The organism is Nocardia niigatensis NBRC 100131, assembly GCF_000308655.1.
Lineage (GTDB): Bacteria > Actinomycetota > Actinomycetes > Mycobacteriales > Mycobacteriaceae > Nocardia > Nocardia niigatensis.
Genome location: NZ_BAGC01000062.1, coordinates 32,433 through 58,869 on the forward strand (window position 1 = coordinate 32,433; position 26,437 = coordinate 58,869).

Annotated in this window: 26 protein-coding genes, 1 pseudogene and 1 riboswitch; of the genes and pseudogenes, 10 read left to right on the forward strand and 17 right to left on the reverse strand. The window is 69.5% G+C overall.

The annotated features are described in order from the left end of the window. The first annotated feature begins 4 nt into the window (after window positions 1-4). The 3 genes from ON33_RS28400 (at window position 5) to ON33_RS28410 (ending at window position 2,238) form a co-directional block, all read left to right on the forward strand. A complete protein-coding gene (locus tag ON33_RS28400; protein ID WP_040862180.1) occupies window positions 5-361 on the forward strand; it encodes a YciI family protein in 357 nt (118 codons plus the stop codon). After that, window positions 358-1,611 (forward strand): RNA polymerase sigma factor, encoded by a 1,254-nt coding sequence (locus tag ON33_RS28405; protein WP_040862207.1) that lies wholly within the window; start codon window positions 358-360, stop codon window positions 1,609-1,611. The genes ON33_RS28400 and ON33_RS28405 overlap by 4 nt, the downstream gene beginning before the upstream one ends. Before the next feature lie 111 nt (window positions 1,612-1,722). Beyond that, window positions 1,723-2,238, forward strand: coding sequence for an aggregation-promoting factor C-terminal-like domain-containing protein (locus ON33_RS28410; protein ID WP_051152952.1), 516 nt, complete (start codon window positions 1,723-1,725; stop codon window positions 2,236-2,238). A 41-nt stretch (window positions 2,239-2,279) separates the two neighbouring features. Here the strand turns inward: ON33_RS28410 and ON33_RS28415 are convergent, their stop codons facing one another. Beyond that, window positions 2,280-3,131: an SDR family oxidoreductase gene (locus ON33_RS28415; RefSeq protein ID WP_040862181.1), complete on the reverse strand. Its 852-nt coding sequence runs from the start codon at window positions 3,129-3,131 to the stop codon at window positions 2,280-2,282. 109 nt (window positions 3,132-3,240) lie between these two features. Between ON33_RS28415 and ON33_RS28420 the strand changes: the two genes are divergently transcribed. After that, on the forward strand, window positions 3,241-3,639 hold the full coding sequence (locus tag ON33_RS28420; protein ID WP_040862182.1) for a winged helix-turn-helix transcriptional regulator: 399 nt from the start codon (window positions 3,241-3,243) through the stop codon (window positions 3,637-3,639). A gap of 18 nt (window positions 3,640-3,657) precedes the next feature. After that, window positions 3,658-4,137 (forward strand): nucleoside deaminase, encoded by a 480-nt coding sequence (locus ON33_RS28425; RefSeq protein WP_040862183.1) that lies wholly within the window; start codon window positions 3,658-3,660, stop codon window positions 4,135-4,137. 75 nt (window positions 4,138-4,212) lie between these two features. On the opposite strand, the gene lpdA is transcribed toward ON33_RS28425, so the two are convergent. Both lpdA and ON33_RS28435 read right to left on the reverse strand, forming a co-directional pair. After that, window positions 4,213-5,616: a dihydrolipoyl dehydrogenase gene (lpdA, locus tag ON33_RS28430; protein WP_040862184.1), complete on the reverse strand. Its 1,404-nt coding sequence runs from the start codon at window positions 5,614-5,616 to the stop codon at window positions 4,213-4,215. A 176-nt stretch (window positions 5,617-5,792) separates the two neighbouring features. Then, the gene (locus ON33_RS28435) at window positions 5,793-6,794 is read right to left on the reverse strand and encodes a dipeptidase (protein WP_040862185.1); all 1,002 of its coding nucleotides are present in this window, start codon (window positions 6,792-6,794) and stop codon (window positions 5,793-5,795) included. 115 nt (window positions 6,795-6,909) lie between these two features. On the opposite strand from ON33_RS28435, the gene ON33_RS28440 reads away from it, so the two are divergent. From ON33_RS28440 to ON33_RS28445, 3 genes and pseudogenes are all read left to right on the forward strand, one after another. Continuing rightward, complete coding sequence (locus ON33_RS28440; RefSeq protein WP_040862186.1) at window positions 6,910-8,958, forward strand: prolyl oligopeptidase family serine peptidase; 2,049 nt, start codon at window positions 6,910-6,912, stop codon at window positions 8,956-8,958. Between the two features lie 19 nt (window positions 8,959-8,977). Continuing rightward, window positions 8,978-9,310, forward strand: a pseudogene (locus ON33_RS43620) (cyclic nucleotide-binding domain-containing protein); the annotation flags it as partial. A gap of 126 nt (window positions 9,311-9,436) precedes the next feature. After that, complete coding sequence (locus ON33_RS28445; RefSeq protein ID WP_245550802.1) at window positions 9,437-10,861, forward strand: aspartate ammonia-lyase; 1,425 nt, start codon at window positions 9,437-9,439, stop codon at window positions 10,859-10,861. Window positions 10,862-10,914: 53 nt separating this feature from the next. Here ON33_RS28445 and ON33_RS28450 read toward each other — a convergent pair whose 3' ends face one another. From ON33_RS28450 to ON33_RS28495, 9 genes are all read right to left on the reverse strand, one after another. Continuing rightward, a complete protein-coding gene (locus ON33_RS28450) occupies window positions 10,915-11,763 on the reverse strand; it encodes an alpha/beta hydrolase family protein (protein WP_040862187.1) in 849 nt (282 codons plus the stop codon). Window positions 11,764-11,852: 89 nt separating this feature from the next. Further along, on the reverse strand, window positions 11,853-12,485 hold the full coding sequence (locus ON33_RS28455) for a TetR/AcrR family transcriptional regulator (RefSeq protein WP_245550798.1): 633 nt from the start codon (window positions 12,483-12,485) through the stop codon (window positions 11,853-11,855). Window positions 12,486-13,175: 690 nt separating this feature from the next. Further along, the gene (locus ON33_RS28465; protein WP_051152954.1) at window positions 13,176-13,781 is read right to left on the reverse strand and encodes a peroxidase-related enzyme; all 606 of its coding nucleotides are present in this window, start codon (window positions 13,779-13,781) and stop codon (window positions 13,176-13,178) included. Continuing rightward, entirely contained in the window at window positions 13,774-14,301 is a 528-nt protein-coding gene (locus tag ON33_RS28470; protein ID WP_051152956.1) for a hypothetical protein, read from the reverse strand. The genes ON33_RS28465 and ON33_RS28470 overlap by 8 nt, the downstream gene beginning before the upstream one ends. Beyond that, window positions 14,298-15,314 carry a putative FMN-dependent luciferase-like monooxygenase gene (locus tag ON33_RS28475; RefSeq protein WP_040862190.1) on the reverse strand — a complete coding sequence of 339 codons (1,017 nt, stop codon included), beginning with the start codon at window positions 15,312-15,314 and terminating at the stop codon, window positions 14,298-14,300. Before ON33_RS28475 ends, ON33_RS28470 begins: the two co-directional genes overlap by 4 nt. Next, entirely contained in the window at window positions 15,311-16,060 is a 750-nt protein-coding gene (locus tag ON33_RS28480; protein WP_040862191.1) for an ABC transporter ATP-binding protein, read from the reverse strand. Before ON33_RS28480 ends, ON33_RS28475 begins: the two co-directional genes overlap by 4 nt. After that, window positions 16,053-16,922: an ABC transporter ATP-binding protein gene (locus ON33_RS28485; protein ID WP_040862192.1), complete on the reverse strand. Its 870-nt coding sequence runs from the start codon at window positions 16,920-16,922 to the stop codon at window positions 16,053-16,055. Before ON33_RS28485 ends, ON33_RS28480 begins: the two co-directional genes overlap by 8 nt. After that, window positions 16,903-18,738: an ABC transporter permease gene (locus ON33_RS28490; RefSeq protein ID WP_040862193.1), complete on the reverse strand. Its 1,836-nt coding sequence runs from the start codon at window positions 18,736-18,738 to the stop codon at window positions 16,903-16,905. Before ON33_RS28490 ends, ON33_RS28485 begins: the two co-directional genes overlap by 20 nt. Further along, on the reverse strand, window positions 18,739-19,899 hold the full coding sequence (locus ON33_RS28495) for an ABC transporter substrate-binding protein (RefSeq protein ID WP_051152958.1): 1,161 nt from the start codon (window positions 19,897-19,899) through the stop codon (window positions 18,739-18,741). A 161-nt stretch (window positions 19,900-20,060) separates the two neighbouring features. Beyond that, window positions 20,061-20,177: riboswitch (SAM riboswitch) on the reverse strand. Between the two features lie 94 nt (window positions 20,178-20,271). On the opposite strand from ON33_RS28495, the gene ON33_RS28500 reads away from it, so the two are divergent. Further along, entirely contained in the window at window positions 20,272-20,754 is a 483-nt protein-coding gene (locus ON33_RS28500) for a TIGR00725 family protein (protein ID WP_245550800.1), read from the forward strand. Between the two features lie 52 nt (window positions 20,755-20,806). On the opposite strand, the gene ON33_RS28505 is transcribed toward ON33_RS28500, so the two are convergent. Beyond that, complete coding sequence (locus tag ON33_RS28505; RefSeq protein ID WP_040862196.1) at window positions 20,807-21,445, reverse strand: HAD family hydrolase; 639 nt, start codon at window positions 21,443-21,445, stop codon at window positions 20,807-20,809. Window positions 21,446-21,710: 265 nt separating this feature from the next. On the opposite strand from ON33_RS28505, the gene ON33_RS28510 reads away from it, so the two are divergent. Next, the gene (locus tag ON33_RS28510; protein WP_040862197.1) at window positions 21,711-22,553 is read left to right on the forward strand and encodes a GNAT family N-acetyltransferase; all 843 of its coding nucleotides are present in this window, start codon (window positions 21,711-21,713) and stop codon (window positions 22,551-22,553) included. A gap of 40 nt (window positions 22,554-22,593) precedes the next feature. Here the strand turns inward: ON33_RS28510 and ON33_RS28515 are convergent, their stop codons facing one another. The 4 genes from ON33_RS28515 to ON33_RS28530 form a co-directional block, all read right to left on the reverse strand. After that, entirely contained in the window at window positions 22,594-23,055 is a 462-nt protein-coding gene (locus ON33_RS28515) for a MarR family winged helix-turn-helix transcriptional regulator (RefSeq protein ID WP_157184770.1), read from the reverse strand. Next, a complete protein-coding gene (locus ON33_RS28520; RefSeq protein WP_040862199.1) occupies window positions 23,048-23,473 on the reverse strand; it encodes an SRPBCC family protein in 426 nt (141 codons plus the stop codon). Before ON33_RS28520 ends, ON33_RS28515 begins: the two co-directional genes overlap by 8 nt. Before the next feature lie 163 nt (window positions 23,474-23,636). Continuing rightward, window positions 23,637-25,664, reverse strand: a complete 2,028-nt coding sequence (fusA, locus tag ON33_RS28525; RefSeq protein ID WP_040862212.1) for an elongation factor G — start codon at window positions 25,662-25,664, stop codon at window positions 23,637-23,639. A 289-nt stretch (window positions 25,665-25,953) separates the two neighbouring features. Next, window positions 25,954-26,301 carry a YrdB family protein gene (locus ON33_RS28530; protein ID WP_040862200.1) on the reverse strand — a complete coding sequence of 116 codons (348 nt, stop codon included), beginning with the start codon at window positions 26,299-26,301 and terminating at the stop codon, window positions 25,954-25,956. Window positions 26,302-26,437 lie beyond the last annotated feature (136 nt).

Below are 26,437 nucleotides of genomic sequence, written 5' to 3' on the forward strand. Positions count from 1 at the left end.
AACGATGCGACATCTGGCGCTGATTCGCCTGGACCCCACTCGGATGCCCGAGGACGGCCCCGGTGACGACCTGATCGCGGCGGTCAACGCGATCATCGAGGAGATGACCAAGGCGGGCGTGCTGCTCGACACCGCCGGGCTGCGCCCGATCGAGGAGGGCACCCGGATCCGGCAGACGGGCGGGACGCAGACCGTCATGGACGGACCGTTCACCGAATCCAAGGAGATCATCGGCGGCTACCTGCTGATGCAGACCCGCTCGTCCGAGGAAGCGGCCGAGTGGGCCGCCCGGTTCCTGCGCGTGCACGGACCCGAGTGGGAGCTCGAGATCGAGATCCGGCAACTGGACGGGCAGAACTGAATTCGCCGCGGGAGCGGGCGCGCCGGGCCGTCGAGGCGGCCTGGCGCATCGAATGGCCGCGGCTGGTAGCGAGCCTGACCCGCATGGTCGGGGATATCGCGACCGCCGAGGAGCTCGCGCAGGACGCCCTCGTCGCGGCGCTGGAACAGTGGCCGCGCGACGGCGTCCCGCCGAATCCGGGCGGCTGGCTCATGCTGACCGCGAAACACCGCGCGGTGGACCGCATTCGGCGCGATGTGAACTTCGCGCGCAAGCTGGAGCTGCTCGGGCGGGAGGCGCTCACGGCCGAGCAGCCGCCCGGTGAGCCCGAACCCGCCATCGCCGACGACCTGCTGCGCATGATCTTCACCGCCTGCCACCCGGTGCTGTCGCCGCCGGCACGGGCCGCGCTCACCCTGCGCATGGTGGGCGGCCTGACCACGACCGAGATCGCCCGGGCCTATCTGGTCCCGGAATCGACCGTGGCGCAGCGCATCGTGCGCGCCAAACGCACGATCGCGGCCAAGCGGATCCCCTACGAGGTGCCCGCGGGCGAGGAGCTGACCGCGCGCCTGGAGTCCGTGCTCGAGGTCATCTACCTGATCTTCAACGAGGGCTATACCGCGACCTCCGGCGAGCGCTGGGTGCGGGCCGAATTATGCTCGGACGCACTGCGTCTGGCCCGCATCCTGACCGGGCTGCTGCCCGCGGAACCCGAGGCGCACGGGCTGGCCGCGCTGCTCGAGTTGCAGGCCTCCCGCACCACCGCCCGCAGCGACGCGGACAACGGCCTGGTGCTGCTGCCGGATCAGGACCGCTCGCGCTGGAATCGGCTCTCCATCGACCGCGGGCTGGCCGCGCTGGCCCGCGCGCACACGCTGAACCGGACGCGGGAACTGCCGCCGGGCCGGTACGCGCTGCAGGCCGCCATCGCGTCCGTGCACGCCGTGGCCCCGACCGCCGCGCAGACCGACTGGCGGCGTATCGCCGGACTGTACGCGGTGCTGGCGCAACGGTTTCCGTCACCGGTCGTGGAGTTGAACCGGGCGGTCGCGGTGGCCATGGTGCACGGACCGGCCGCCGGGCTGGGACTCCTCGACGTGATCGTCGACAGCGGCGCTCTCGACGACTATCACCTGCTGCACGCGGTGCGCGGGGATCTGCTGTCCCGGCTGGGCCGGGACGCCGAGGCGCGGAAGGCCTTTCGGCGCGCGGCCGAGCTGACGGCCAACGAGACCGAGCGCGAACTGCTGCTCGGCCGGGCGCACTGACGCCGTCCTTCCACTGCGATCGGGCATTTCACCGCGTGTCGCTGACCCCCGCACCGAAATACCGGGGCGTACGGTCGATTTCTAACCGAACACCGGTGGGTCTGTTTTTTCGTGACGACACGGAAGGACCAGGCGTTGCCCATTCTCGACACGCGTCCGCTCCGAGCCGCCGCCCTGGGACTGCTCGTGGCGGCCCTCGCCCCGCTCACCGTCGCCGTCGGCGCCGCCGACGCGCGCACCGAAATCGCCGATCCCATCGCTCAATCCGCGCTCCCGGCCGCCCTGCCGGTGAATCCGGCGTCCCTGCTGCAGCTGGTCGGCGCGGCTCAGCGCTTCTCCAAACCGGCCCTGCAGACACTGTCCCGCTTCATCGTGCCCGCGGACCAGTGGGGGTCGTTCAACCAGATCATCACGCATGAGAGCGACTGGCAGGTCTTCGCCATCAACCCGACCTCCGGCGCCTACGGGCTGGCCCAGGCTCTACCCGCGCACAAGATGTTCAGCGAGGGCCCGGACTGGATGTTCAACCCGCTCACCCAGCTGCGCTGGGCCTACCGCTACATGGTCGCGCGCTACGGCAGCCCGAACGCCGCGTGGGACTTCTGGCAGGCCCACAACTGGTACTGAGCCCGCCGGTCCGGAACCCGATCGGCCCCGCGCTAATTCGATCAGCCGAGAGCGGCCCGGAAGACCTCGGCGACCGGGGTCGACGGGCGGCCCAGCAGCCGCCGCAGGTCACCGGAGTCGACGGCCAGGATGCCGTCGGCGATACCGGCGTCGGCATCGGCCAGGGCGGCCGCGTAGCCGGCCTCCAGACCCGCGGCCCGCAGCGCCGCGGCGTAGTCGGCCTGCGACAGGTCCTGGTAGCGGACCGGCTTGCCGGACACCTCCGAGATGACCTGCGCCAGTTCGGCGTACGAGAGCGTCTCGTCGCCGCCGAGTTCGTAGACCTTGCCCTCGTGGCCGTCGGTGGTGAGCACGCGGGCGGCGGCCTCGGCGTAGTCGGCCCGGGCCGCGCCGGTTACCTTGCCCTCGCCCGCCGCGCCGTGGAGCACGCCGGTGTCGATGGCGTGGGCCAGGCCGCCGGTGTAGTTCTCCCAGTACCAGCCGTTGCGCAGCAGCACGGTCGGGATGTTCGCCCCGGCCAGCGCCGCCTCGGTGCCGATGTGCTCCCGGGCGAGGATGAGCGGGTTGCGGCCGGCCTGCGGAATGCTGGTGTAGGCCAGCAGCTTCACGCCCGCGCGCTCGGCGGCGCGCAGCACCTTGGTGTGCTGGGCGACGCGCTGACCGAACTCGTTGCCGGAGACCAGCAGCACCCGGTCGACGCCCTGGAAGGCGCGTTCCAGCGCTTCGGGATCGTCATAGCTCGCGGTCCGCACCTCGACGCCGCGCGCGGCCAGATCGGCGACCTTCGCGGGATCGCGGACCACGGCCACCACCGGCTGCGAACCGTCCTTCAACAGCGCCTCGACGACCAGGCGACCCAGCTGTCCGTTTGCTCCGGTGACTGCGACGGTCATGACTACCTCCAGCTTTCAGGGAATGAACTGCACCGCTGACATGCACTAACTAATAGTAAGCACATGCTATTCCCGAACCACTACCCGAATGACAGGTAACCTGGATCTCATGAATGCTCGGCCTTCCGACCGGTCCTACCCGGACGACCCCACCCTGGAAGCCGACGTCTTCGCCCGCAACTGCGCCTCCCGCCCGGTCCTGCAGGACGTCGCCAGCCGCTGGGGCGTGCTCGCCCTGGCCGCCCTGCGCGAGGGCCCCTACCGGTTCTCGGCGCTGCGCCGCCGCGTGGACGGCATCTCCGAGCGCATGCTCTCCCAGACGCTGCAGACCCTGGAACGCGACGGCATGGTCAATCGCGAAGTCCAGCAATCCATCCCGCCGGTCGTCGAGTACACCCTCACCGACCTGGGCGCGCAGGTGGCCGACCAGCTGGTGGGACTGATCGAGATCCTCGAATCCAACATCGCGAAAATCGAAGCGGCACAGTCCGCCTATCACCGCACCTGAACCGACGAACGGAGCCGCATGTCCGCCGACACCGATCTGGGCTACCTCGAACGCTGCGTGGAGCTGGCCGCCGAGGCGCTGGACGCGGGGGACGAGCCGTTCGGGTCATTGCTGGTCGGCGCGGACGGCACCGTACTGGCCGAGGACCGCAACCGGGTCTCCGGCGGTGACGCGACCCGGCATCCCGAATTCGAGCTGGCCCGCTGGGCCGCGGCGCACCTCGCCCCGGAGGACCGGGTGACGGCGACCGTCTACACCTCGGGCGAACACTGCGCCATGTGCTCGGCCGCGCACGCCTGGGTCGGCCTGGGCCGCATCGTCTATGCCGCCTCCACCGCGCAGCTCATGAAGTGGCTCAACGAGTTCGGCGTTCCCGCGGGCCCGATCCGCCCGCTCGCCATTCAGGAGGTGGCGCCGGGCATACCGGTCTCGGGCCCCTTCCCGGAACTGACCGACCGCGTCTACGCCCTGCACCGCCGCCTGCACCTGGCGAACTGAGCAGCGAACTGACGAAAATGGCCCGCCGCCAGCGGTTCTCGCCAGCAGCGGGCCGTTGTGGTACTTCGGGCCGGATCAGAAGTTGATCATGTGGCCGGCGAGGCCGTGGATCGCTTCCTGGATGGCCTCCGACAGGGTCGGGTGGGTGTGGACGTTGCGGGCCACCTCGTTGACCGTGAGGTCCCACTTCTGGGCCAGGGTCAGTTCGGGCAGCAGCTCGGAGACGTCCGGTCCGATCAGGTGGCCGCCCAGCAGTTCGCCGTGCTCGGCGTCGGAGACGAGCTTGACGAAGCCCTGCGCGTCGCCGAGGCCGTGGGCCTTGCCGTTGGCGGTGAACGGGAAGGTGGCGACCTTGACGTCGTAGCCCTCGTCGCGGGCCTGCTGCTCGGTGAGGCCGAACGAGGCGACCTGCGGCTGGCAGAAGGTGGCGCGCGGCATCATCCGGTAGTCGCCCAGCGACATGGTCTCCGCGCCCGCGATGGTCTCGGCCGCGACCACGCCCATCGCCTCGGCGACGTGCGCGAGCTGCAGCTTGGCGGTGACGTCGCCGATGGCGTAGATGCCGGGGACGTTGGTGCGCATGTACTCGTCGATCGCGATGGCGCCGCGGTCGGTGAGCTGCACGCCGGTGTTCTCGAGGCCGTAACCCTGCACGCGCGGCGCGAAGCCGACGGCCTGCAGCACCTTGTCCACGGTGACGGTCTCGATCGCACCGGACGTGTTGTCCTTGATCGAGACGGTGACCTTGGACCCGTCGTCCTCGATGGACTGCACGGCCGCACCGGTGGTGATGGTGATGCCGAGCTTCTTGTACGCCTTGGTGATCTCCTTGGAGACGTCGGCGTCCTCGTTGGGCAGTGCGCGGTCGAGGAATTCGACGATGCGCACGTCCACGCCGTAGTTCTTGAGGACGTAGCCGAACTCCATGCCGATGGCGCCCGCACCCACGATGAGGATGGAGCCCGGCAGGTCGCGGGTGAGGATCTGCTCCTCATAGGTGACCACGTTGGCCGACAGCGAGGTGCCCGGCAGCAGCTTGGTCTCGGTGCCCGCGGCGATGATCACGTTGTCGAACGTGATGTCCTCGGTACCGCCCTTGGTGAGCGCGACCGAGAGCGACTTGGGACCGGTGAAGGCGCCCGTGCCGTCGAACTCGTCGATCTTGTTCTTCTTCATCAGGAAGTGGACGCCCTTGACGCGGCCGTCCGCGACCTTGCGGCTGCGGTCGAACGCCGCGCCGAAGTCGAAGGTCGCGTTACCCGAGATACCGAAGGTCTTCGCTTCCTTGGTGAAGATATGAGCCAGCTCCGCGTTGCGCAGCAGTGCCTTGGACGGAATGCAGCCCACGTTCAGGCACACGCCACCCCAGTATTTCTGCTCGACGATCGCTGTTCGCAGGCCGAGTTGAGCGGCACGGATCGCGGCGACGTAACCGCCGGGACCAGCGCCGAGAACGACGACATCGTAGTGGGAAGTCACGGCTTCGAGACTAGACCTGTTGCCGGGGCCTCACTCAGCCATCCCCCGCCCGCGTGAGACGCGGAACACGTGAGAGCGGTCACGCCCGCGGTCTGGATGCGACCGTTCAGTCCGCCGTGCCCGGTGGACCGGCGAAGATCTCCGGCGGACCGCTGATCCGGCCGGACCCGCCGCGGCTAATCCCGCCAGACCTGTCGCGCCACGCGCGCGAAATTGCCGCCGAAGACGGCCGCCCGGTCGGCGGCGGTGAAGCCGCGCGCGGCCAGCACCTCGTCCAGCCCCCGCACCCCGGACGTGCCGAGCAGGTCTTCCGGTGGCGCCCACTGCAATTGGCCGTAGCGCGTGTACTCCTCGGAGTAGCTGTCCGGATTGTTGGCCAGTTCGGCGTTGAAATCCTCGGCGTCGAAGGAGTAGTCGGAGCCGATCCCGATGTGCTCGATGCCGACCAGTTCCGCGCCGTAGGCGATGTGATCGGCCATGGCCTCGATCCGCCCGGCCCCGTCGGCGGGTTCGTTGCGGCCCAGGAAGATGCCGACGCCGTTGATGCCGATCACGCCGCCGGTGGCCGCGCACGCCTTGGCCTGGTCGTCGCCGATATTGCGCGGATGTGCCCACAGCGTCGCGAAATTCGAGTGGCTGTAGATCATCGGCACGGTCGTGGTCTCGGCGATGTCGAGTCCCGTGCGCCACGAGCAGTGCGACCCGTCGGCGAACACCCCGACCTCGTTGAGCGTACGGATCAGGTCGCGCCCGTAGGCGGTGAGTCCGGTGTCGTCGGTGTCGAGGCACCCGCAGCCGGCCGCGTTGGAGTGGTTGTAGGTGGGCAGCAGCGAGCGCAGGCCCAGTTCGTGGAACAGCTCCACATTGTCGAGATCGCCGCCCAGCGGGCCGGCGTCCTCGAGGTCGAAGGCCAGCGCGAGGGTAGCGTCGGTCTCCGTCGTGGGGACCTCCGGCCAGGCGTCCTCGATGCTGTGGACCAGGCGGAATCGGCCGTCGGTCAAGGCATCCCGCCGGAACTGGGTGACCAGTTCGAGCGACTCGCGGGTGGATTGCGGCGCGTAGCCGATATTGACCGAGAGGTACGAGCCGAGCGGGTACCGCGTCAGTTCGGTGAGGTCCGCGGTCGGCAGCAGCGGCAGGCAGCAGTGCTGTTCCCACAGCCGGGGCTCATACGACACGCCGAGGCCTCCTGGATCCGATCGGTATCGAAACCGCAATCCTACTGACCTCCCGGCGGGGTGCCCCGCAACACGTTCGCGACCGGCGAACGCACCCCTCGGCAACAATGAGGGCATGACCGGTGTTGGACAGGACGTGACAGATCCCTACCTGTGGCTCGAAGAGGTCGAGAGCGAGCGCGCCCTGGCCTGGGCGGAAGAACGTAATGCGGTGTCCCGCGAGCGGTTCGCGTCCACCGAGCGCTTCACCGACCTCGAGGCGCGCGTGCTGGCCATGCTCGATACCGACACCCGCATCGCCTATCCGGGCCGGCGCGGCCCGTGGCTCTACAACTACTGGCGCGACCGCGAGCACCCGAAGGGCCTGTGGCGGCGCACCACCTTCGCCGAGTACGCGAAGGACGAGCCGGACTGGGAGATCCTCATCGACCTGGACGCACTGGCGGCCGCCGAGGGCGAGAACTGGGTCTGGGGCGGCGCGGCGGTGAAGCGGCCGGAGCAGCGGCGCGCGCTCATCAGCCTCTCGCGCGGCGGTGCGGACGCCAAGGTGGTCCGCGAATTCGACATCGAGGCAAAGGCTTTCATCGCGCCGGAGGACGGCGGCTTCCATCTACCCGAGGCCAAGTCCGACTTCGCCTGGATCGATCACGACACCCTGTATGTGGGAACCGATTTCGGCCCCGGGTCGCTCACCGACTCCGGCTACCCGCGGGTGGTGAAGCGCTGGCGGCGCGGAACCCCGCTGGCGGACGCGGAATTCGTGTACGAGGGCGAGGTCACCGATGTGGCCGTCTCCTCGGGCTACGACCGCACCCCCGGCTACGAGCGGCACTTCGTGAGCCGTGCCACCGACTTCTTCAACGAGGAGGTCTACCTGCTGGAGTCCGACGGCACGCTGCGCTTCATCGACGTGCCGACCGACGCCACCGAGACCTGGTACAAGCAGTGGCTGCTGGTGCGGCTGAAGTCGCCGTGGGAGATCGCCGGCACCACCTATCCCGCCGGTTCGCTGCTGGCCACCGACTTCGAGGCGTTTCTCTCCGGCGCACGCGATTTCGACGTCCTGTTCACCCCCGACGCGCACACCGCGCTGCACGGCTACGGCTGGACCGAGAACCACCTGCTGCTGGTCACCCTGGAGGACGTGCAGACCAAGCTGCACGTGCTCACCCCCGGCCCCGAAGGCTGGGCCCGCGAGCCGCTGGCCGACACCCCGGCCATGGCCAGCACCAGCATCATGAACCTGGACCGCCTCGAGGGCGGCGACGAATTCATGCTCTCCACCAGTGGTTTCACCCGCCCGACCACGCTGATGTCGGGAGCGGTGGGCGGCAGCGTGCAGGTGCTGAAGCAGGAGCCGGAGTTCTTCGACGCCGACGGCATCGTGACCGAGCAGTTCTTCGCGCGGTCCGACGACGGCACCCGCATCCCGTATTTCGTGATCCGCCACCGTGATCGCGTGGGCACCCCCGGCCCGACCGTCATGTCCGGCTACGGCGGTTTCGAGGTCTCCCGCACCCCGAGCTACAGCGGCACGGTCGGCATGGGCTGGCTGGAACGCGGCGGCACCTACGTGATGACCAATATCCGCGGTGGCGGCGAATACGGCCCAGAATGGCATACCTCGGTGCTGAAGGCCAACCGGCACAAGGCCTTCGAGGACTTCGCGGCCGTGGCCCGGGACCTGGTGGCGCGCGGCATCACCACCCCCGATCAGCTGGGCGCGGTGGGCGGCAGCAATGGCGGCCTGCTCATGGGCGTCATGCTGACCAGGTACCCGGAACTGTTCGGGGCCATCGTGTGCCAGGTGCCGCTGCTGGACATGCGGCGATACCACCTGCTGCTGGCGGGCGCTTCCTGGATCGCCGAGTACGGCGACCCCGACAAGCCGGAGGAATGGCAGTACATCGCGAAGTACTCGCCGTACCAGAACACCAGCGCGGACCGGACCTACCCGCCGATTCTGCTCACCACCTCCACCCGCGACGACCGAGTGCACCCCGGCCACGCGCGAAAGATGGCCGCGCGCTTGGCCTCCGAGGGCCACGACGTCTGGTACTACGAGAACATCGAGGGCGGCCACGGCGGCGCGGCGGACAACAAGCAGTCCGCGTTTCAGGCGGCCATAATCTACGAGTTCTTCACCCAGCAGTTGATGGACTGACCGCCCGCGAGGAGCCGACGTGGACCCACTGGATGAGCTGATCGAGACCACCGCCGCGGCCACCGGGCTGGATCTCGACGATGTCCGGGCCTTCACCGCCACCGCCCACCGGCGCGAATATCCGGCCGGCGCAACCCTGTTCCACGAGGCCACCCCGCGGGAGTGGGCGGGCATCGTGGTCGAGGGCGAGGTCCAGATCATCTCCGGGCTCACCGGTCAGGAGATCCAGCTCGCGCGCCTGGGCCCCGGCAGCCTGGTGTCCGAGGTCGCGCTGGTGGACGACACCCCGCACACCGCCAGCGGCCGCACCCGCGACGGCGCGGTGGTGCTCGTGGCGCCCCGGGCCACCCTGCGCGAACTGGCCGGGCAGCAGCCGGATCGCTACTACCGCATCGTCGCCCGCGTCGCCGGGCTCATCGCACACCGCATGCGGACCGTCTCCGAGCGGCAGGCGGCGGCGATCGCGGCCCAGCAGCCGCTGGTCGGCATTCGCACCGAACACGATTCGCTGGGCACCCGGGAACTGCCCGCCGACGCCTACTACGGCGTTCAGACCCTGCGCGCGATCGAGAACTTCCCGATCTCGGGCGTCAAGCTGCGCCGGTTCGGGCACCTGGTGTCCGCGCTCGCCTACGTGAAGAAGGCCGCCGCACTGGCGAACGCGGAACTCGGGTCGATCACGCAGGAGAAGGCGACGGCGATCATCGGCGCCTGCGACGAGCTGCTGGAGCCCGGCAGCCCGGCGGCGGTGCGCCTGCGCGAGGGCTTCATGGTCGACATGGTGCAGGGCGGCGCGGGCACCTCGACCAATATGAACGCCAACGAGGTCATCGCCAACCGCGGCCTCGAGCTGCTGGGGCATCACAAGGGCGAGTACCGCTACCTGCACCCCAATGACGACGTGAACTGCTCCCAGTCCACCAATGACGTCTACCCGACCGCGGTGAAGCTCGGCGTGTACCTGTCCGTCCAGGACGCCGCCGCGGCGCTGACCGAACTGCAGAATGCGCTGCGCGCCAAGGCCGTCGAATTCGGCGACGTCATCAAGATGGGCCGTACCCAGCTGCAGGACGCCGTTCCGATGACGCTGGGCCAGGAGTTCGGCGCGTACGCGGTCATGGTCGGCGGGGCCGTCAGCCATCTGCAGCGAATCGCACAGGACCTGCTCGCGGTGAACCTTGGCGGCACCGCCATCGGGACCGGGATCACCAGCCCGCCGGGCTACGCCGAGCTGGTCAATCGGAAACTCGCCGAGATCACCGGACTGCCCATCCGCGAGGCGGAGAACCTGGTCGAAGCCACCCAGGACTCGGGCGATTTCGTGGCGGTGTCGGGCACCCTCAAGCGCGCGGCGGTCCAGCTGTCCAAGATCTGCAATGATCTGCGCCTGCTCTCCAGCGGCCCGCGCGCCGGGCTGGGCGAGATCAATCTGCCGGCGGTGCAACCGGGTTCGTCGATCATGCCCGGCAAGGTCAACCCGGTGATCCCGGAGGTGGTGAACCAGGTCTGCTTCCAGCTCATCGGCTACGACATGACCGTCACCATGGCCGCCGAGGCCAGTCAGCTGGAACTGAACATGGCCGAGCCGATCATGGCCTACGACCTGCTGATGGGCCTGATGATGCTGCGCAACGCGGCCATCACCCTGACCAGCCGCTGCATCACCGGCATCACCGCCAACCGGGACCACTGCCGGGATCTGGTGGCGCACAGCATCGGCCTGGTGACCGCGCTGGTGCCCAAGCTCGGATACGAGCAGTCGGCGGCGATCGCCAAGGAGGCGTTGCGAACCGGCGGCAGCGTCTACGACCTGGTGCTCGAGCGCAGCGCCCTGAGCAAGGACGAACTCGACGAACTGCTGAGCCCGGAGAAGATGACCGCGCCACGCTCGCGCACCCTCTGACGCTGCCCGCGAATCACCGCACCTGCCCGCATATCACCGCACCGGATCGCGAATCAGTGGTCCCGGAGCCATTTTTCGACATGGTCGAGCGTGGAATCCGGATCGCTGATCCAGCCGTTGTGCCCCAGCGGGTCCGGATTGTGCCAGGTGGTGATGTCGGCCCGGGGCAGCTTGGCGAGCAGCTGCCGCGCCGACCCGCGCGGGGTCAGCTCGTCGCCGGTCATGGTGATCGACAGGACCGGGAGTTTCAGGCGCGCGATGCGCTCCTCGTAGTCGATATCGGCTCCGGCGGGCTCGAATCGGCCGGTACGGGCCAGCCGCGCCCAGTCGGCGATGAGCGCCTTCGACTGCCGCCCGAACCCGCCCGCGGTGATCGTGTCGCCGGGCCAGAACCCGGCCAGGTTCGCGGTCAGCGACAGCGCCGCGCTGCCCAGCGCGCCCAGACCGGTATAGCCGCGGAAATGCGGCGTGCCGGAGGCGACGAGGATCAATCCGCCCAGCCGCCCGCGGATCCGGGACGCGTACATGACGCCGAGCTGGCCGCCCATGCTGTGCCCCAGCAGGTAGGGCGTGCTGTCGGGGAACCGCTCGCGCACCACCTCGAACATGGCGGGGAAGTCCACCGCCACCAGCTCCTGATAGCCGTACGAGCCGGCCGAGCCGGATTTCGGCCTGCTATCCCCGTTTCCGCGGATCTCCAGCAGGGCCACGTCGAAACCCCGGTCCGCCAAGGGGTTCCCGAACAGCGAGTAGTACTCCCCCGGAACACCCAGGCCCGGTGCGATTACCACGACCGGGCGGGGACTGTCGGCCGTAATCGGATGCCGGTGCGGGCCTTTCGCCGGTATCAAGCGCACCGGCACCATAGTCCCGTCGGGCATCTGGATGGGCACGGTCTCCATGATCGGCACGCTACCCGTAAAGGTCGCGCCCGTCCGCGAGGCAGCGGACGGGCGCGAAATCGAGTCGGTGGACGGGGGTTCGGACCGGGTCAGGCGCTGACGGCGCCCATGATGATGCGGCGCAGCACCCGGATCACATCGTCGAGCGGCTGGCGCGGTTCGGAACCGCTCCAGGCGTCGACCACGTAGTTCACGGCGCCGATGATGGCCAGCACGCGCATTTCGTAGTCACCGGGCGGGATTTCACCGTGCAGGGCGGCATCCTCGGCGGCGCTGGCCAGCAGCGCGCCCCAGGCGCGCCGCAGTTCCAGGCGGAACTTCTCCACCTTGGGTCCCGCCCCGACGACTTCGACGAGGGCGACTCTGGCCTTGCGCGGATCTCGCCCGATGGACTCGATGTAGGCGCGTACCGCGGCGTCGATGATGTCGATGGCGCTGGCGTCGGAGTGCTCGGCGATGGTGGCCGCCACGGCTTCCCGGGATTCGCGATCGATCTGCTCGTAGAGCTCGAGCAACAGCGATTCGCGTCCGGTGAACTCCTCGTAGAACTGCCTGGAGGAGAGACCGGCGTCCTTGCAGATGGCTCCGACAGAACTATTGGCGTATCCATCGCGCGCGAACACCGTGAGCCCGGACTCCAGAAAACGCGCACGACGCTGCCGCTGCCGGTCTTCTACGGGCTGCCCGGCGTACATTCTTCCCGCGTTCGTTTCCTGTGACATTGCGCCAGACAATACCGAAGGGCCCGATCCCCTCGTCATGGATCGGGCCCTTCGTTTGAACCTTCGACTTACCGCGCGATAGCCGAAAGATGGCTCAGTGACTTCGGGCTGGGCGGCGCACCCGAGACGGTGGGTATAGGCAGGGGAACCGTCCCGGGTTCGGAACGCGGGTCCGGGGGGAGAGACTCGCGGCCCGATGTCGCGTTGACCCGAAAGTCACTGATCGTTTGCCGTTCAACACGATACAGAGCAGGCGAACTGGACGGAATACTTTTCGAGGATCTTTTTAGTTTTAATTTGTCCGACCCTCGCGACGCCCGGCCGGACCAGGGCGGGAGCATCTCGCCGGAGCGGAGTACCCAGGGCGTCGCCGGCTGACACGGGCATAAAAAAGGACCCGATCCCCTCGTCAAGGATCGGGCCCTTCACCATCACCCCGGCATCCGCGCAGTAGCCGAAAGATGGCGCTCGCGTGGCTACTTGGCGGAAACGCCCGAGGAGCCGGTTGCCGGCAGCTCGAGAATGGTCTGCACTGGAACACCCGAAAGGAAGTTCGCCATGGTGGTGCTCCGATCCGCCAGATCACCAGTACCTTCACTGACTGTTTGCCATCGGGACGATACCGACCAGATACCCACGCCGGGAAGATTTCGGATGAACTTTCTAAGATTTTTTCGAGAGAGCGCTAGATTAGGCCGGGACCTCCGGCTCCCCCAGGGTGAGCATGAGCCGGTTGGCCCAGGAGAACGAGGCGGCCGACAGCACCAGATCGTGCAGCTCGGCGGCGTCGAAACCCAGCTCTCGCAGCCGCTTCAGGTGCCCGGCGGACGCGCGCGGCGGGTTGGCGGACAGCGCGTCCACGAAATCGATGACGGCGTCCCACCTTTCGTCGATCCGCACCTCGGCGCCCTCGTCCAGCAACCGCTGCACGTCCTCGGCGCGCTTGGACAACGCAGAAGTGAAACGTGAATGAACGGATGCGCAGTACTCACACCCGTTGTGCCGGGAGGTAACGGTCGCCGCGAGTTCGCGCTCGGCGCGGATCAATCCCCCTCGACCGTAGAAGATCGCTCGGTCATTGGCGCTGCGATGCGCCAGCACCTCGGCGTTGCGCGCGAGTAGCCGGAAATAGGGGCCGACACCGCGGTCCCCCTCGAGCAGCGGGCGCTGCAACTCATCGGCATCGGCCAGCGCGATGGGTTCCACCCACGGCACCCAGTCCAGCTGCTCCTGGGTGAATCCCGGTGGCCGCCGCGCTGTTTCGACGCTGCGCACCTCGCGCCCCGGTTCACTCATGCTCCGCTCCGATCAGTCGCAGCCCGGCCAGCAGCCGGACCTGGAAGTGCACGAATCCGATGAGCTGCGCCACCGTCACGATGTCGCGCTCGGACAGCCCGGCCGCGGCCAGGGCCTCGATATCCGCGCGGGCGAGGGACGCCGGCGCGCTCGTCACCCGGGCGGCATGGCGGAGGATGGCCGCCAGCACCGGATCGCCCTGCGCCGGAGTCGTTCCCAGCGCCGCGTAGTACGCCGCCAGCTCGGGCGCGCCGGCCAGCTCGGCGACGGCGACGGCCGCCGCGATCAGTCGTTCGCGGCCGACGCTCGCGGTGGCCGGACCGTCCAGCAGCGCGTCGAGAACACCCTGCGAATGTTCTATTACCTCCGGGCGTGTCGCGCGCACCGCGCGCACCGATTCGGCCCGCGCGCCCAGCACGACGTCGATGACATCGGCCCGGCGACCCCCGGCGCCGCCGGGATCGGCCGCTTCCCCCGGGGCAGGCGGCGCGTCGCCGTAGGCGGTGGATACCTCGGTCACCTGATGGTCCTTTCGTCGAGACGCCGGCCCAGTCGCGGCGCGACCTTGGTGGCGATGAGTTCGATGGAGCGCAGGGTGGCGGCGTGGCCCGGGTCGACCGGGTGCGCCTGCACGATGAAATCGGTGGCGTGCCGCAGCGCGGTGTCCTCCGACAGTCGCGCCACCACCTCGTCCGGGGTACCGATATAGATGTCGCGCAGCACCTCGGCGACCGAATCCGCCACCTCGGGCCCGCCGTTGCGGCCCAGCCGATCCAGGAACCGGGCCGCGCCGCGCTCGGCGAGGGCGACCGCCTCGTCGTGATCGTCGGCCACGAAAACCCCGCGGGACGCGCCGATGCGCGGTGCGGCACCCGGCGGCAACGCGTCGAGATAGGAGTCGACCAGCGGCTGCTGGATCTCCCAGAGGGTGGCGTCCGGTGCGGCCGGATTCCGCGGCTGGGCCTTCGAGAGCAGCAATCCGTCACCGGCCCGCCCCGCCCGGCCCGCGCCCCCGGCCGAGAAAGTGGCCTGCCACAGGCGACTTCGCAGGCCGGTGGCGGGCGGGTTCAACCCACGGTCACCGACCAGCGGCGTCCCGTCCAGGGCCGCGGTCACCCGCGCGAGCTTGCTCGCGTACACCTGCTGCCGGTCCATGCCGGTCGACTCGAACAGCTCGAAGGCGTGCCGCGACCCGCCCGCGCCGAAACCCAGTTCGAGCCGGCCGCCCGAGAGTTCGTCCAGCACCGCCGCGTCCTCGGCGACCCGGATCGGATCCTCCAGGGCCAGCGTCACGATGGCGGTCCCGAACCGGATGCGCGGGAAGCGGGCGGCCACGTGGGCGAGGAACACGAACGGGGACGGCAGCCCGCCCTCGGCCGGATCCAGATGATGCTGCGCCACCCAGGCGGTGTCATAGCCGAGCCGTTCGGCCAGCCCGATCTGTTCGAGCGCCTGCCGGTAGACGGTTCCCGCGTCCTCCGCCGGATCGGTGCGGACCAGGCGGGTGAAGAAGCCGAGCCGTTGCGGGGTCATGCGGTCACCTTTCCGAGGTAGGCATCGCGCACCGTCGGATCGCCGACGAGTTCCGCGGCCGGGCCGTGCAGCACGATCCGCCCGGTGCGCAGCACATTGGCGGTGTGCGCGATGCTCAGGGCCAGCTCCGCCTGCTGTTCGACGATCAGGATGGCCAGGCCCAGCTCCCGATTGAGCCGGGCGATCTCCTCCAGCACCCGATCCACGAACAGTGGCGACAATCCCATGGTGGGCTCATCCATGCAGATGAGGCGAGGTTCGCTCATGAGCGCGCGAGCGAAAGCCAGCATCTGCTGCTCACCGCCGGAGAGCGTGCCCGCGCGCTGGGCGCGTCGCTCGGCCAGGCGCGGGAAGTGTTCGAACAGTTCGGCGGCCCGCGCGGCCAGCACCGCGCGCCGTTCCTTCCGGATGTAGCCGCCGACGAAGAGGTTCTCCTCGACGGTCATGGCCGGGAAGACCCGCCGGGCTTCCGGGACCGAGGCCAGCCCGGCTCGGATCCGGGCGGACGGGGGTGTGGCGCTCACGTCGACGCCGTCGACGCGCACCGCGCCGGCGGACGGTTTCAGCAGGCCGAGCGCGGTTTTCATGGTGGTCGACTTGCCCGAGGCATTGCCGCCCAGCAGCGACACGATCTCGCCGGGCCGCACCCGCAGGGAGACCTCGTCGAGGGCCCGGGACGGACCGTAGTGCACGACCACCCGGTCGAATTCCAGGATCGGGGTAGCGTTCTCGTCGAATTCAGACATCCGCGCCGACCTTCCCGCCGGCCCGGCCGCGCCCGAGGTAGGCCTCGATGACGCGCGGATCCGCCAGCACCTCGGCGGGCGGGCCCTCAGCGATGATGCGGCCCTCGTCGAGCACCAGTACCCGGTCGGACAGGTCGTGGACCAGGTCCATCTTGTGCTCGACCAGCAGCACCGTCTGGCCCTGGGCCTTCAATTCGGCCAGCTGCCCGCCGATTTCGGCGGTCTCGGTCTGGTTCATGCCGGCGGCCGGCTCGTCGAGGAGCAGCAGGCCGGGCGCCGAGGCGAGCGCCCGGGCGATCTCGGTGCGGCGGCGATTGGCGTAGGACAGGGTGTGGGCCGGAGTGCCGGCGCGCGGGACGAGACGTTCCCCGAAGCGCGCGAGCTGGGTGTCGATCCGCGCCGCCGACGCCCGCCGCTCGGCGCGCGCCGCCGGTGTCGGGACCAGCGCCACCCCGAGCTCGGCGAGCAGCGAAATCCATTTCAGCACCGGCACATTCGCGAGCGCACGCAGCGGCCGGGTGGCATGCAGCGTGGGCTGCAGGCCGACGTCCACATTCTCGCGGACGGTCATGTTGCCGAAGACACGGCCGTTCTGGAAGGTCCGGGCGATGCCCGCGGCGGCCGCCGCCCCGGGACGACCGGGTCGAATCATGTTGCCGTGCACCAGGACTTCCCCGGCATCCGGCTTCAGCACGCCGGAGATCAAATTGACCGTGGTCGACTTCCCGGACCCGTTGGGCCCGATGATCGAGACGAATTCACCGGGCGCGATCGAGAATTCGACGCCGTCCACGGCCCGCACGCCGCCGAAGGAGCGGCACAGACCCGTGACCGTGAGCACCTCAGGCGTGGACGGGGACACGATTCCTCCTCACCAGGATTCCCTGCGGCCGGAACCGCACCACCAGCAGCAAGACCAAGCCGTACAACACGATTCGCCACGAGGGCGCCAGTCGCAGCAGCTCCGGCACCCCGATCAGCACCGCCGCGCCCAGCACCGCGCCGTACGGCGAGGCGGCGCCGCCCAGCACCAGGATGGTCACCACCAGCAGCGACATCGGCAGGTTGAAGACCGTCGGGTCGATGTAGGAGTACTGGTGGGCCAGCAGCGCGCCGCCGATGCCGGAGAAGAAGGCCGCCACCGCGAAGGCCAGCGCCTTGTAGTCGCGGACCGGCACCCCCGCCGAGCGGGCCGCCACCTCGTCGCCCCCGATGGCCCGGATGGCGAGGCCCAGCCGGGACCGCTGCACGCCGAGGATCACCGCCAGCACGATGGCCAGCACTACCAGCTCCAGCCGGAAAATCTGGGTGTGCGTGGTGAATTCGTACCCGAACAGGCTCGGCGCGGGGATCCCGAAGATGCCGTAGCTGCCGCGGGTCACCGGCTCCCAGTTGCGGATGATCGCCACCGTCACGATGCCGATACCCAGCGTCGCGATCGCCACATAGTGCCCGCCCAGCCGCCACAGCGGCGCGGCCAGCACCGAGGACACCACGGCCGCGACGATTCCCGCCGCGAGCAGGGCGGGCAGGAAGGCCCAGCCGTGCGACACCGTCAACACCGCCGAGGTGTACGCGCCGAGGGCGATCGGCCCGGCCTGCCCGATGGCCAGCTGCCCCGCGGACCCGGCCACCAGCGTCATGGAGACCGCGATGATGGCGTAGGCCAGGATCTGCGTGCCCACCGAGATGCCGTAGTCGTCGGCGAGCAGCGGAATCGCCACGCCCGCAACGGCGAACGCGACCGCCGCGTGCCACGGCCGGATCCGCAGCTCCCGCCCGGCGCCGAGGAAGGTGCCGGTCATGGGCTCGGATTCGATGGCCGGCGGCCGCGCCAGCAGCCCGCCGGGCCGCAGCACCAGGAACACCACCAGCAGACCGAAGGTGATCAGATCGCGGTAGCCGTCCCCGAACCAGTAGATGCCGAACGCCTCCACCAGGCCGAGCACGAAACCGCCCAGCACCGCACCGGGAATCGAGCCGAGACCGCCGATAGTGGCGGCCACGAATCCGGTCATGCCGACGATGCCGCCGCTGGTCGGCGAGATATTCGAGTTGTAGAGGCCGACGAAGACGCCCGCCAGCCCGCCCAGCCCGGAAGCGATGGCGAAGGCCAGCGACTGCACCCGGCCCACCCCGATCCCCATCTGCGCGGCCGCGTCCGGGTCCTGGGCGGTGGCGCGGATGGCCAGACCGTGGCGGCTGTAGCGCAGGAACGCCCACAGCCCCGCCATCACCGTCACGGTGAGGGCGAACATGACCACGTCCGAGGTGCCGAACCGCACCCCGCCGACCCGGAAGTTGTTGGTGGGCAACACCTGCGGGAAGGGCCGGGTGTCGGGCCCGAACACCAGCGCGACCACGTTCTCGATGATCAACCCGACCGCCACCGTCGCCAGCAGCGCGGCAATGGCCGGGGCCCGCCGCAGCGGGCGCACCGCCAGAATGTCGATGGCCACGCCGACCAGCGCGGTCGCCGCCACCACCACGGCCGGCGCCGCCCACCAGGGCACGCCGTGCTGGGCGATCAGCCACCAGCCCAGCACCGAACCGAACGCGAAGATCGAGCCGTGCGCGAAGTTGATGACATTGCTGACGCCGAAGATGAGGGTGATGCCCACGGCGATGAGCGCGTACGCATTGCCGTGCACCAGACCCGCGATGAGGGTGTCGAACATCTATCCGGCGCTTCCGACCGGCACGAACTTGCCGCTGCGCAGTTCCAGCTCGATCGGCTTCACGCCGCTGGGGCGCCGCGTCTGCTGATCGAAGGCGAAGGTGCCCAGGCCGATGCCGTCGAAGTCCTTGATCTCGCGCAGACCCTTCAGCACGCCCTCGCGGGTCGCGCCGCCGGACCTGGCGGCCTTCACCAGCACGTTCAGCGCGTCATAGGCGTAGACATTGAAATCGCCGGGATCCGCGTCGAACTTGGCGCGGAACTTGGTGACGAAGTCCTGGACCTTCGGGCTCGGATCCGACGGCGTGAAGACGCCGTTCACGATGTCGCCCTCGGCCGCCGCACCCGCCAGCTGGATGAACTGCGGGGTGTTCTGGCCGGCGAAGAGCTGCCCGGTGAACCCGACATCACGCAGCTGCTTGACCACCAGCGCGCCGTCCGGACCGTACCCGAGATGCACGAAGGCATCCGGATTCGCGTCGCGGCCCTTGATCAGCACCGGCCGGAAATCCTGCGAATCCGGCAGGATGGCCGAGGAGTAGGCGATCTCGATGCCCTTCTCCTTGGCGAACTGCTGGAAGAACTGGAAAGCCTGCTTGCCCCAGTCGGTTTCGAGGTAGACGACGGAGACCTTCCTCGCCTTGGACCGCATCCACTCGGCATTGCGCTCCATGTATACGTCCAGGGTGATGGACGGGCTCCACGAGTAGTCGCCGGCCTTGGTGAAATCCACCGACGAATTGGTGAATCCGTATTGCACCAGCTTGCCGCGGTTGTACACCGGCGAGGCCGCGATGGAGGCGGGCGAGGAGAAGTCGCCCAGCTCGGCGATGATCGACTTGTCGCCCACGAACTTGGTGGCGATCGGCACCGTCTGCTTCGGATCCGACTGCGAATCCTCCCATTTCAGCGCGACCTTCTTGCCGTCGATCCCGCCCGCGGCGTTGATCTGATCCAGGGCCAGGTCGAAGCCCTGCTGCCAGAGCCGCCCGTATTCGGCCGACCCGCCCGTCTTCGGCCCCGACACCCCGAAATACACGGTGTCGGCCTTGCTGTCCGACGCGCTGTTCCCGCACGCCGACAGCAGTCCCGCCACCGCGGTCGCCGCCACGACACCCGCCACTACCCGGAATCCACGCGACCCGGACCACTTCCTGCTCATCGCCACCTCTGTGTTCGCGCACCCGACACCGCGTCGGGGCAGGGGGACACACCGCGATCGCCGCAGGCGCGCGGTGCGGGAAAGAGAATCGCCCGTGGGGAATTCGGGCGCGGGCCTCAGCCGTCGGCCGGGCGGCATCCAGACATGACCGGTACTCCTTCGGCTAGCGCTTGCGGGGCCCGCGCGGGCGCCGCCTGGTCGTCACCCGGGGCACCCCACCGCCGCGCGAGGGTTGCCGATCAGCGAGCCGGGGCTCGATCATGCTGATACTCGTGACCGTGGGCAGAAAGATAGCCTCGAACACCCACCACCCGACACCATTCGAATCACCCTGATGCCAACGACCCGCCCGCACCGATGAGAGGAAAGCCCTTGCCGCCCCTGCAAATTGCCGTCTGCGGCCCCAGTACCTGCACCGACACCGAGTCCACGGCCGCCCGCGAGGTGGGCCGGCTGCTCGCCTCGGCGGGTGCGAGCGTGCTGTGCGGCGGCGGCTCGGGTGTGATGGCCGCCGTCGCCGAGGGCGCTTCCGGCGCAGGCGGACTCGTGCTCGGCATCCGCCCCGACACGGACCGTGACGCGGCCTGCCCGGGCCTGTCCGCGGCGATCTACACGAACATGGGCGAGGCCCGCAATGCCATCCTGGTGGCCTCGGCCGACGCGGTCATCGTCATCGGCGGCTCGTGGGGCACCCTGTCCGAGCTGGCACTGGCGAACCACCGCGGCATTCCCGTCGTATCACTGCACGGCTGGCAGGTACGGGACGTCGCAGGCCACGCGGTCGACGCCTCGATCCCCGCCCTCGACCCATCGCACGCCGTGGCCCTCGCGCTCGCCCCGCCGATCTATCCGTGAACGCCTGAACCGCGCCCGGCCGGTGTGCCGAGAACGGTTGCGAGTCAACCGGTTACGCGGCGAGATGGGCAGCCAGCCAGCCGGGGAACTCGGTGAGATCGCCGAGCACCGCATCCGCGCCCGCGGCCGACAGCTCCTCGGACGCATAGGGCCCGGTGGTCACCGCCACCGACACCGCGTCGGCCACCTTCGCCGCCCGCACATCGCCGAGATGGTCCCCCACATAGATCGAGGCCCCGCGCTCCCGCAGCACCTCGCCCTTCTCTTCCGCCCAGGCCCCGCCGACCAACTCGTCGACCGCCAGCCCGAGATGGTCGAGATGCAGCTGCGCGTGCGGCCCGTTCTTCGCCGTGATCACCAGCACCCGCCCGCCGGCCCGATGCACCGCGGCCAGCGCGTCCACCACCCCCGGCAGATGCGCCGCCGCGTGCACCGCCAGATCCGGATACAGCTCCCGATACATGGCCACGATCCCCGGCACCTCGTGCTCCGGAAACCACTGCGCGGCCTCATGGGCCAGCGGCGGCCCGAGCCTCGACACCACCAGCTCCGAATCGATCGCGACCCCGGTCCTGGCGGCCACCGCATCCCACACCGCCGCAATCCCCGGCCGCGAATCGATCAGCGTCATATCCAGGTCGAATCCGACCACCAGCCCACCGGCGACTGCACCCGAACGATCAACACGCACCCCCAGACCCTACGACCCGCCCGACCACGGCCACACCCGACCACCGTCGCACCGGCTCAGGACCGTGCACGGTTCGATACCCACCGGCCGCGCCGACCCGACCGGCGCAGCCCGGCCCCTGAGTCGGTCCGCACCGCCCGTGCTCGACTGGCCCGCGGCATTCGTGGGATCGGGCAGGCCATGACGTGACGACCTGGGCAGCAGGGCTCGCCCGGGGCGGAAATTCGCGGGCATGTCCATTGCCATCCGAATTAGGCTCGGGCGCATGCCTAGCGATCAGGGAACACTTTTCTGTGGGACGGAGCTGGCGGCGCGGATCGAGCGGGTCGAGACCGAGCTCATCGCCAAGGGCGGTGCGGCGGCCGCGGCACGGCTCGGGGCCGGGTTCGTGCTGCCGGTCGCGGGCGGGGTGGCGTCGTTCGCCGAGGACGGGTCGCCGTTGAACAAGGTGGCGGGGCTCGGCTTCGCGGGCATCCCCGGCACGCCGGAACTCGACGAGATCGAGCGGCTGTTCGCGGAGCGGAAGACGCCGGTGCAGGCCGAGGTCTCGCAGCTGGGCGATCCGGGTGTGGGCGAACTGCTCACCGGGCGCGGATATCTGCTGATCGCGTTCGAGAACGTGCTCGGGCTGGAGCTCGGCGCCGAACGTGCGGCAGTGGTCGCCGCGGGTGTCGACGTGACACCGAGCGGCGAGGACGAATTCGACACCTGGCTCGACGTGGTGGCGGACGGATTCGCGCACCCCGATGCGCAGGGCGTGGCCTCGCACGAGGAATTCCCGGCCGATGTCATCGCCCGGGCCATGCGGGATCTCACCGGGGCGGCCGGGGTGCGGCGGTATCTGGCCAGGCGCGAGGGGCAGGTGGCGGGCGGGGCGAGCCTGCGCATGTCGCAGGGCGTCGCCCAACTGACCGGCGCGGCAACCGATCCCGCGCACCGGCGGCACGGTGTGCAGTCGTCGCTGCTGTCGGTACGCCTCGCGGAGGCGACTGCGGCGGGCTGCGATATCGCGGTCGTGACCACCCAGCCCGGCTCGAAATCGCAGCAGAACGTTCAGCGGCTGGGCTTCGGGCTGCTCTACACGAGGGCGATCCTGGTCAAGCCCTGAGCTGCCGCGGCCGCGCGGCGAGCGGCACGACCGGATTCGGTCAGCCCGGCAGCCGGTGCGCGGCAATCGGTTTCAGATGCTCGCGGAGCAGATCGCCGTCGTCGCCGAAGAGCTCGGCATCGGTGTCGACGGCGGTCTGCACGCCCTGGCTCACCAATTCCCTTCCGGCGGAGGTCAGCTCGATGCGCAGGGCGCGGGCGTCGGCGGGGTCGGCACGGCGGATGAGCAGGCCGCGCTCCTCCAGCGCTCGAATCACCTTGGACGCCATCATACGATCCGAGCCGGACATGTCGGCCACCTGCTGCTGGGTGGGCAGCTTCCCCTCCCGGCTCAACCAGCCCGCCGACGCGAGCAGGTTGAACTGGGTGGGGGTGAGTCCGAGCGGGCGCAGATTGCGTTCCAGCGTCGCCCGCCACTCCAGCGCGGCGTGGTGCAGCCAGAAGCCCGGACTCATGAGCGGTCCCCGTGGCACGCCGCGCGCCCGCTTCGATGATTCAGCCACGCCGTAGCGCCTCCTGTTCCAGTGCCGCGAAGGTCAGCGGCATGTCCGCGCGCATGGCCTTCTCCCAGACGAGTTTGAACAAGGGCCCGAACAACCCGTGCACCTCGACCTTCTCGGCCACCCGCACGGTGCCGTCGCCGAGGGCCTCGTAAGTGCGATGGCCGCGCAGCTTCCCGAACGGGATGCCCGCCTCACTCGTCCACGACTGCCCGGGCTCCACGGCCACGATGGTGAACGGTCCCGCCGGCGCCCCCTTCGGCTTGACCCAGCCCTTGGTCCCGGCCGCGAACTCGCCGTCGATGCGGGACTTCTCCTCGTGCGGGTCCCATTCCGACCAGCGCGCCACATCGGTGGCCACCGCCCAGATCTTGTCGATGTCTCCGGTGATCACGGCTTCTTCGGTGAACGAGTACATCATGACTGCCCTCTCCCCGTCGAGGAAATCTGTTGTTGTGACAACAGTAACTGTAGTCGCGACAACAATCAACCCTTCCCGGCGATGCGATGGCCACTCACGACACAGGGCCCGGCGACGGACGGCATCGCCGTGCCGACGTCACCGGGCCCCGGTCACCCATCCGCTACGGAGCGAGGGCGTAGCCCAGCGGGCGCGTGGTGAACGTACCCCGGCCCTGCGTCCGACTGCGCAAACGAGTTGCGTAGCCGAACAATTCGGCCAGCGGGACCGTGGCCGTCACCACCACGACGCCGGGACGGCTGACCGAACCCGTCACCCGCCCGCGCCGCGCGGCGAGGTCACCCAGCACCGCGCCGACATGGTCCTCCGGCACGGTCGCGGTCAGCTCCACCAGCGGCTCCAGCACCGCTACGGCACTGGCCCGCAGCGCTTCCCGCAGCCCCAGGCGGCCCGCGGTACGGAACGCCAGTTCCGACGAATCCTTCGAGTGCGTCGCGCCGTCGGTGAGCGTGACCCGGACACCCGTGACCGGATGACCCGCGAGCGGGCCCTCCGCCAGGGCGTCCCGGCACCCGGCGGCTACCGCGCGGACGAACTCCGCCGGCACCCGGCCGCCGACCACCGTCGACTCGAACTCGAAACCCGTTGCCCCGGGCTCGGATTCGCGCAGCGGCTGCACATCGAAGACGATGTGCGCCCACTGTCCGGCCCCGCCGTCCTGCTTGGCGTGCCGGTAGGTGAAGTCCCGCACGCCGCGCACCACGGTCTCCCGGTACGCCACCTGCGGTCGGCCCACGGTCACGCTCAGCCCGCGGTCGCGGCGCAGCTTCTCCACCACGACCTCCAGATGCAGTTCGCCCAGCCCGGCCAGCAGCGTCTGCCCGGTCTCCGCATCGGTCCGCACCGTCAGGGACGGATCCTCCTCGGCCAGCCGGGTCAGCGCCACCGCCAGCTTCTCGGTGTCCGCGCTGGTTCGCGCCTCGACCGCCACCGACACCACCGGCTCGGTGGGAGCCGGCGGTTCCAGCAGCACCGGGGCGTCCGGCGCGCACAGGGTCGCGCCGACCCGCACGGCCTTCGGCCCGACCAGCGCGACGATGTCGCCCGACACCGCGGACTCCACCTCCGCGTGCCGGTCCGCCTGCACCCGCAGGATGCGCGCGACCCGCTCGCGGCGACTGCCACCCACGTCCAGCACGGTGTCGCCCTTGCGCAGGACGCCCGAGTAGACGCGCACGAACGTGAGCCGCCCCGTCGGCGTGGCGTGCACCTTGAAGGCCAGTGCCGCAAGCGGTTCCGCCGGGTCGGCGGCGCGGGCCGCGTCGCCGGCCCCGACCGCGGGCCGGTCCAGCGGTGACGGCAGGTACGCGACCACGGCGTCGAGCAGCGGCTCGATGCCGACATCACGGTAGGCCGCCCCGCACAGCACCGGCACCACCTCACCGGAGAGGGTGAGCTCCCGCAGCGCGGCGGTCAGGGTCTCGGCGGACAGGCCGGAGTGCTCGACGAACTCCTCCAGCGCCACCGAACTCCGTTCCGCCACCGCCTCTTCCAGCTCCCGGCGCAAGCGCTCGACGTCCGCCCCGAGATGATCCGGCACCGGCCCCTCGACAAGGCCGTTCTCCCACGTGAGAGCACGCAGGCGAACCAGGTCCACCACGCCGGTGAACGTCTCGCCGGTGTACACCGGCAGCTGGACGAGCAGCGGAAACGGGTGCAGCCGTTCACGAATCGAGGCGACCGCGGCCGTCAGATCGGCCCCGGCGCGATCCATCTTGTTGACGAACGCGATCCGCGGAACGTCGTAGCGGTCGGCTCGCCGCCACACCGATTCGCTCTGCGGCTCCACCCCCGCCACGGCATCGAAAACCGCCACCGCGCCGTCCAATACCCGCAGCGACCGCTCGACCTCGTCGGAGAAGTCGACGTGCCCCGGGGTATCGATGACGGTGAGCCGATGCCCGGCCCACTCGCAGCTCACGGCCGCCGCGAAGATGGTGATGCCCCGATCCCGCTCCTGCGGATCGAAATCGGTGACGGTGGTGCCGTCGTGCACCTCGCCGCGCTTGTGGGTGATCCCGGTGAGAAACAGCATCCGCTCGGTCACCGTGGTCTTCCCGGCATCCACATGCGCGAGAATCCCGAGGTTGCGAACGACTGCCAGGTTGTGTCGAGAAATATTGGTACGCACGGTCATACGTCCTTCGTGCTGATCCGGAACAGAACAGCGCGATTCCCCCCGCACGGGGCAGACACCCCGGGGGTACTCAGTACCGGCCGCGCAGCCGGCACCGAGCCGGCCGAGACACCAGGATCACCTCGAAGCGCGGACGGGCCGCGACGACATCGCGATGAACACGCATGATCGGCCCCTTCCTGCTCTCGAGTTCGGCGGAACCTTCCGCTCCGCCGTGCGACCGTAGCAGTGCAACGTATTCGGTGTCGCGTGAATTTCCCAGGGGCCCAAGCGTGCTCAGGCCCTACGCCGACAGGTGCCCGAAATGGATCACCGCCAGATTCGCGACCACCAGCACCGGGAACGCGACCGCGACCGCCCGATGCCCGAGCTGCCACAGCCCGGCCGCCGCGCCACCGAACACCGCGACCTTGGTGGCCACCGCCGCGACAGGGATCGAGAAGCTCGCCTCCGGCGCGGCGAACATCCCCCACAGCACCATGGCGCCCACCGCCAGCCCGCCACCCAGCAGCACCTTCGCGATCCGGCTGCGACCGGCACGGGCACCCCTGTAGGCCAGTGCGCCGACGGCGACAAGCTCCAGCGCGAAGGCGAGGGTCAGATTGACGGCCGTCCAGGCAGTGGTGATCATGTCTACTCCGAGATCAGTGCTCTCTATTTAGACCAATAGTCACCCAAAGGCCGCACCGAGTCAAGAGCAGTGCTCTCGTAGTTGATCCCAGCGCCCGCCGTACCCGGAAGAACCGAACACTCTTCCCAGCGATTTC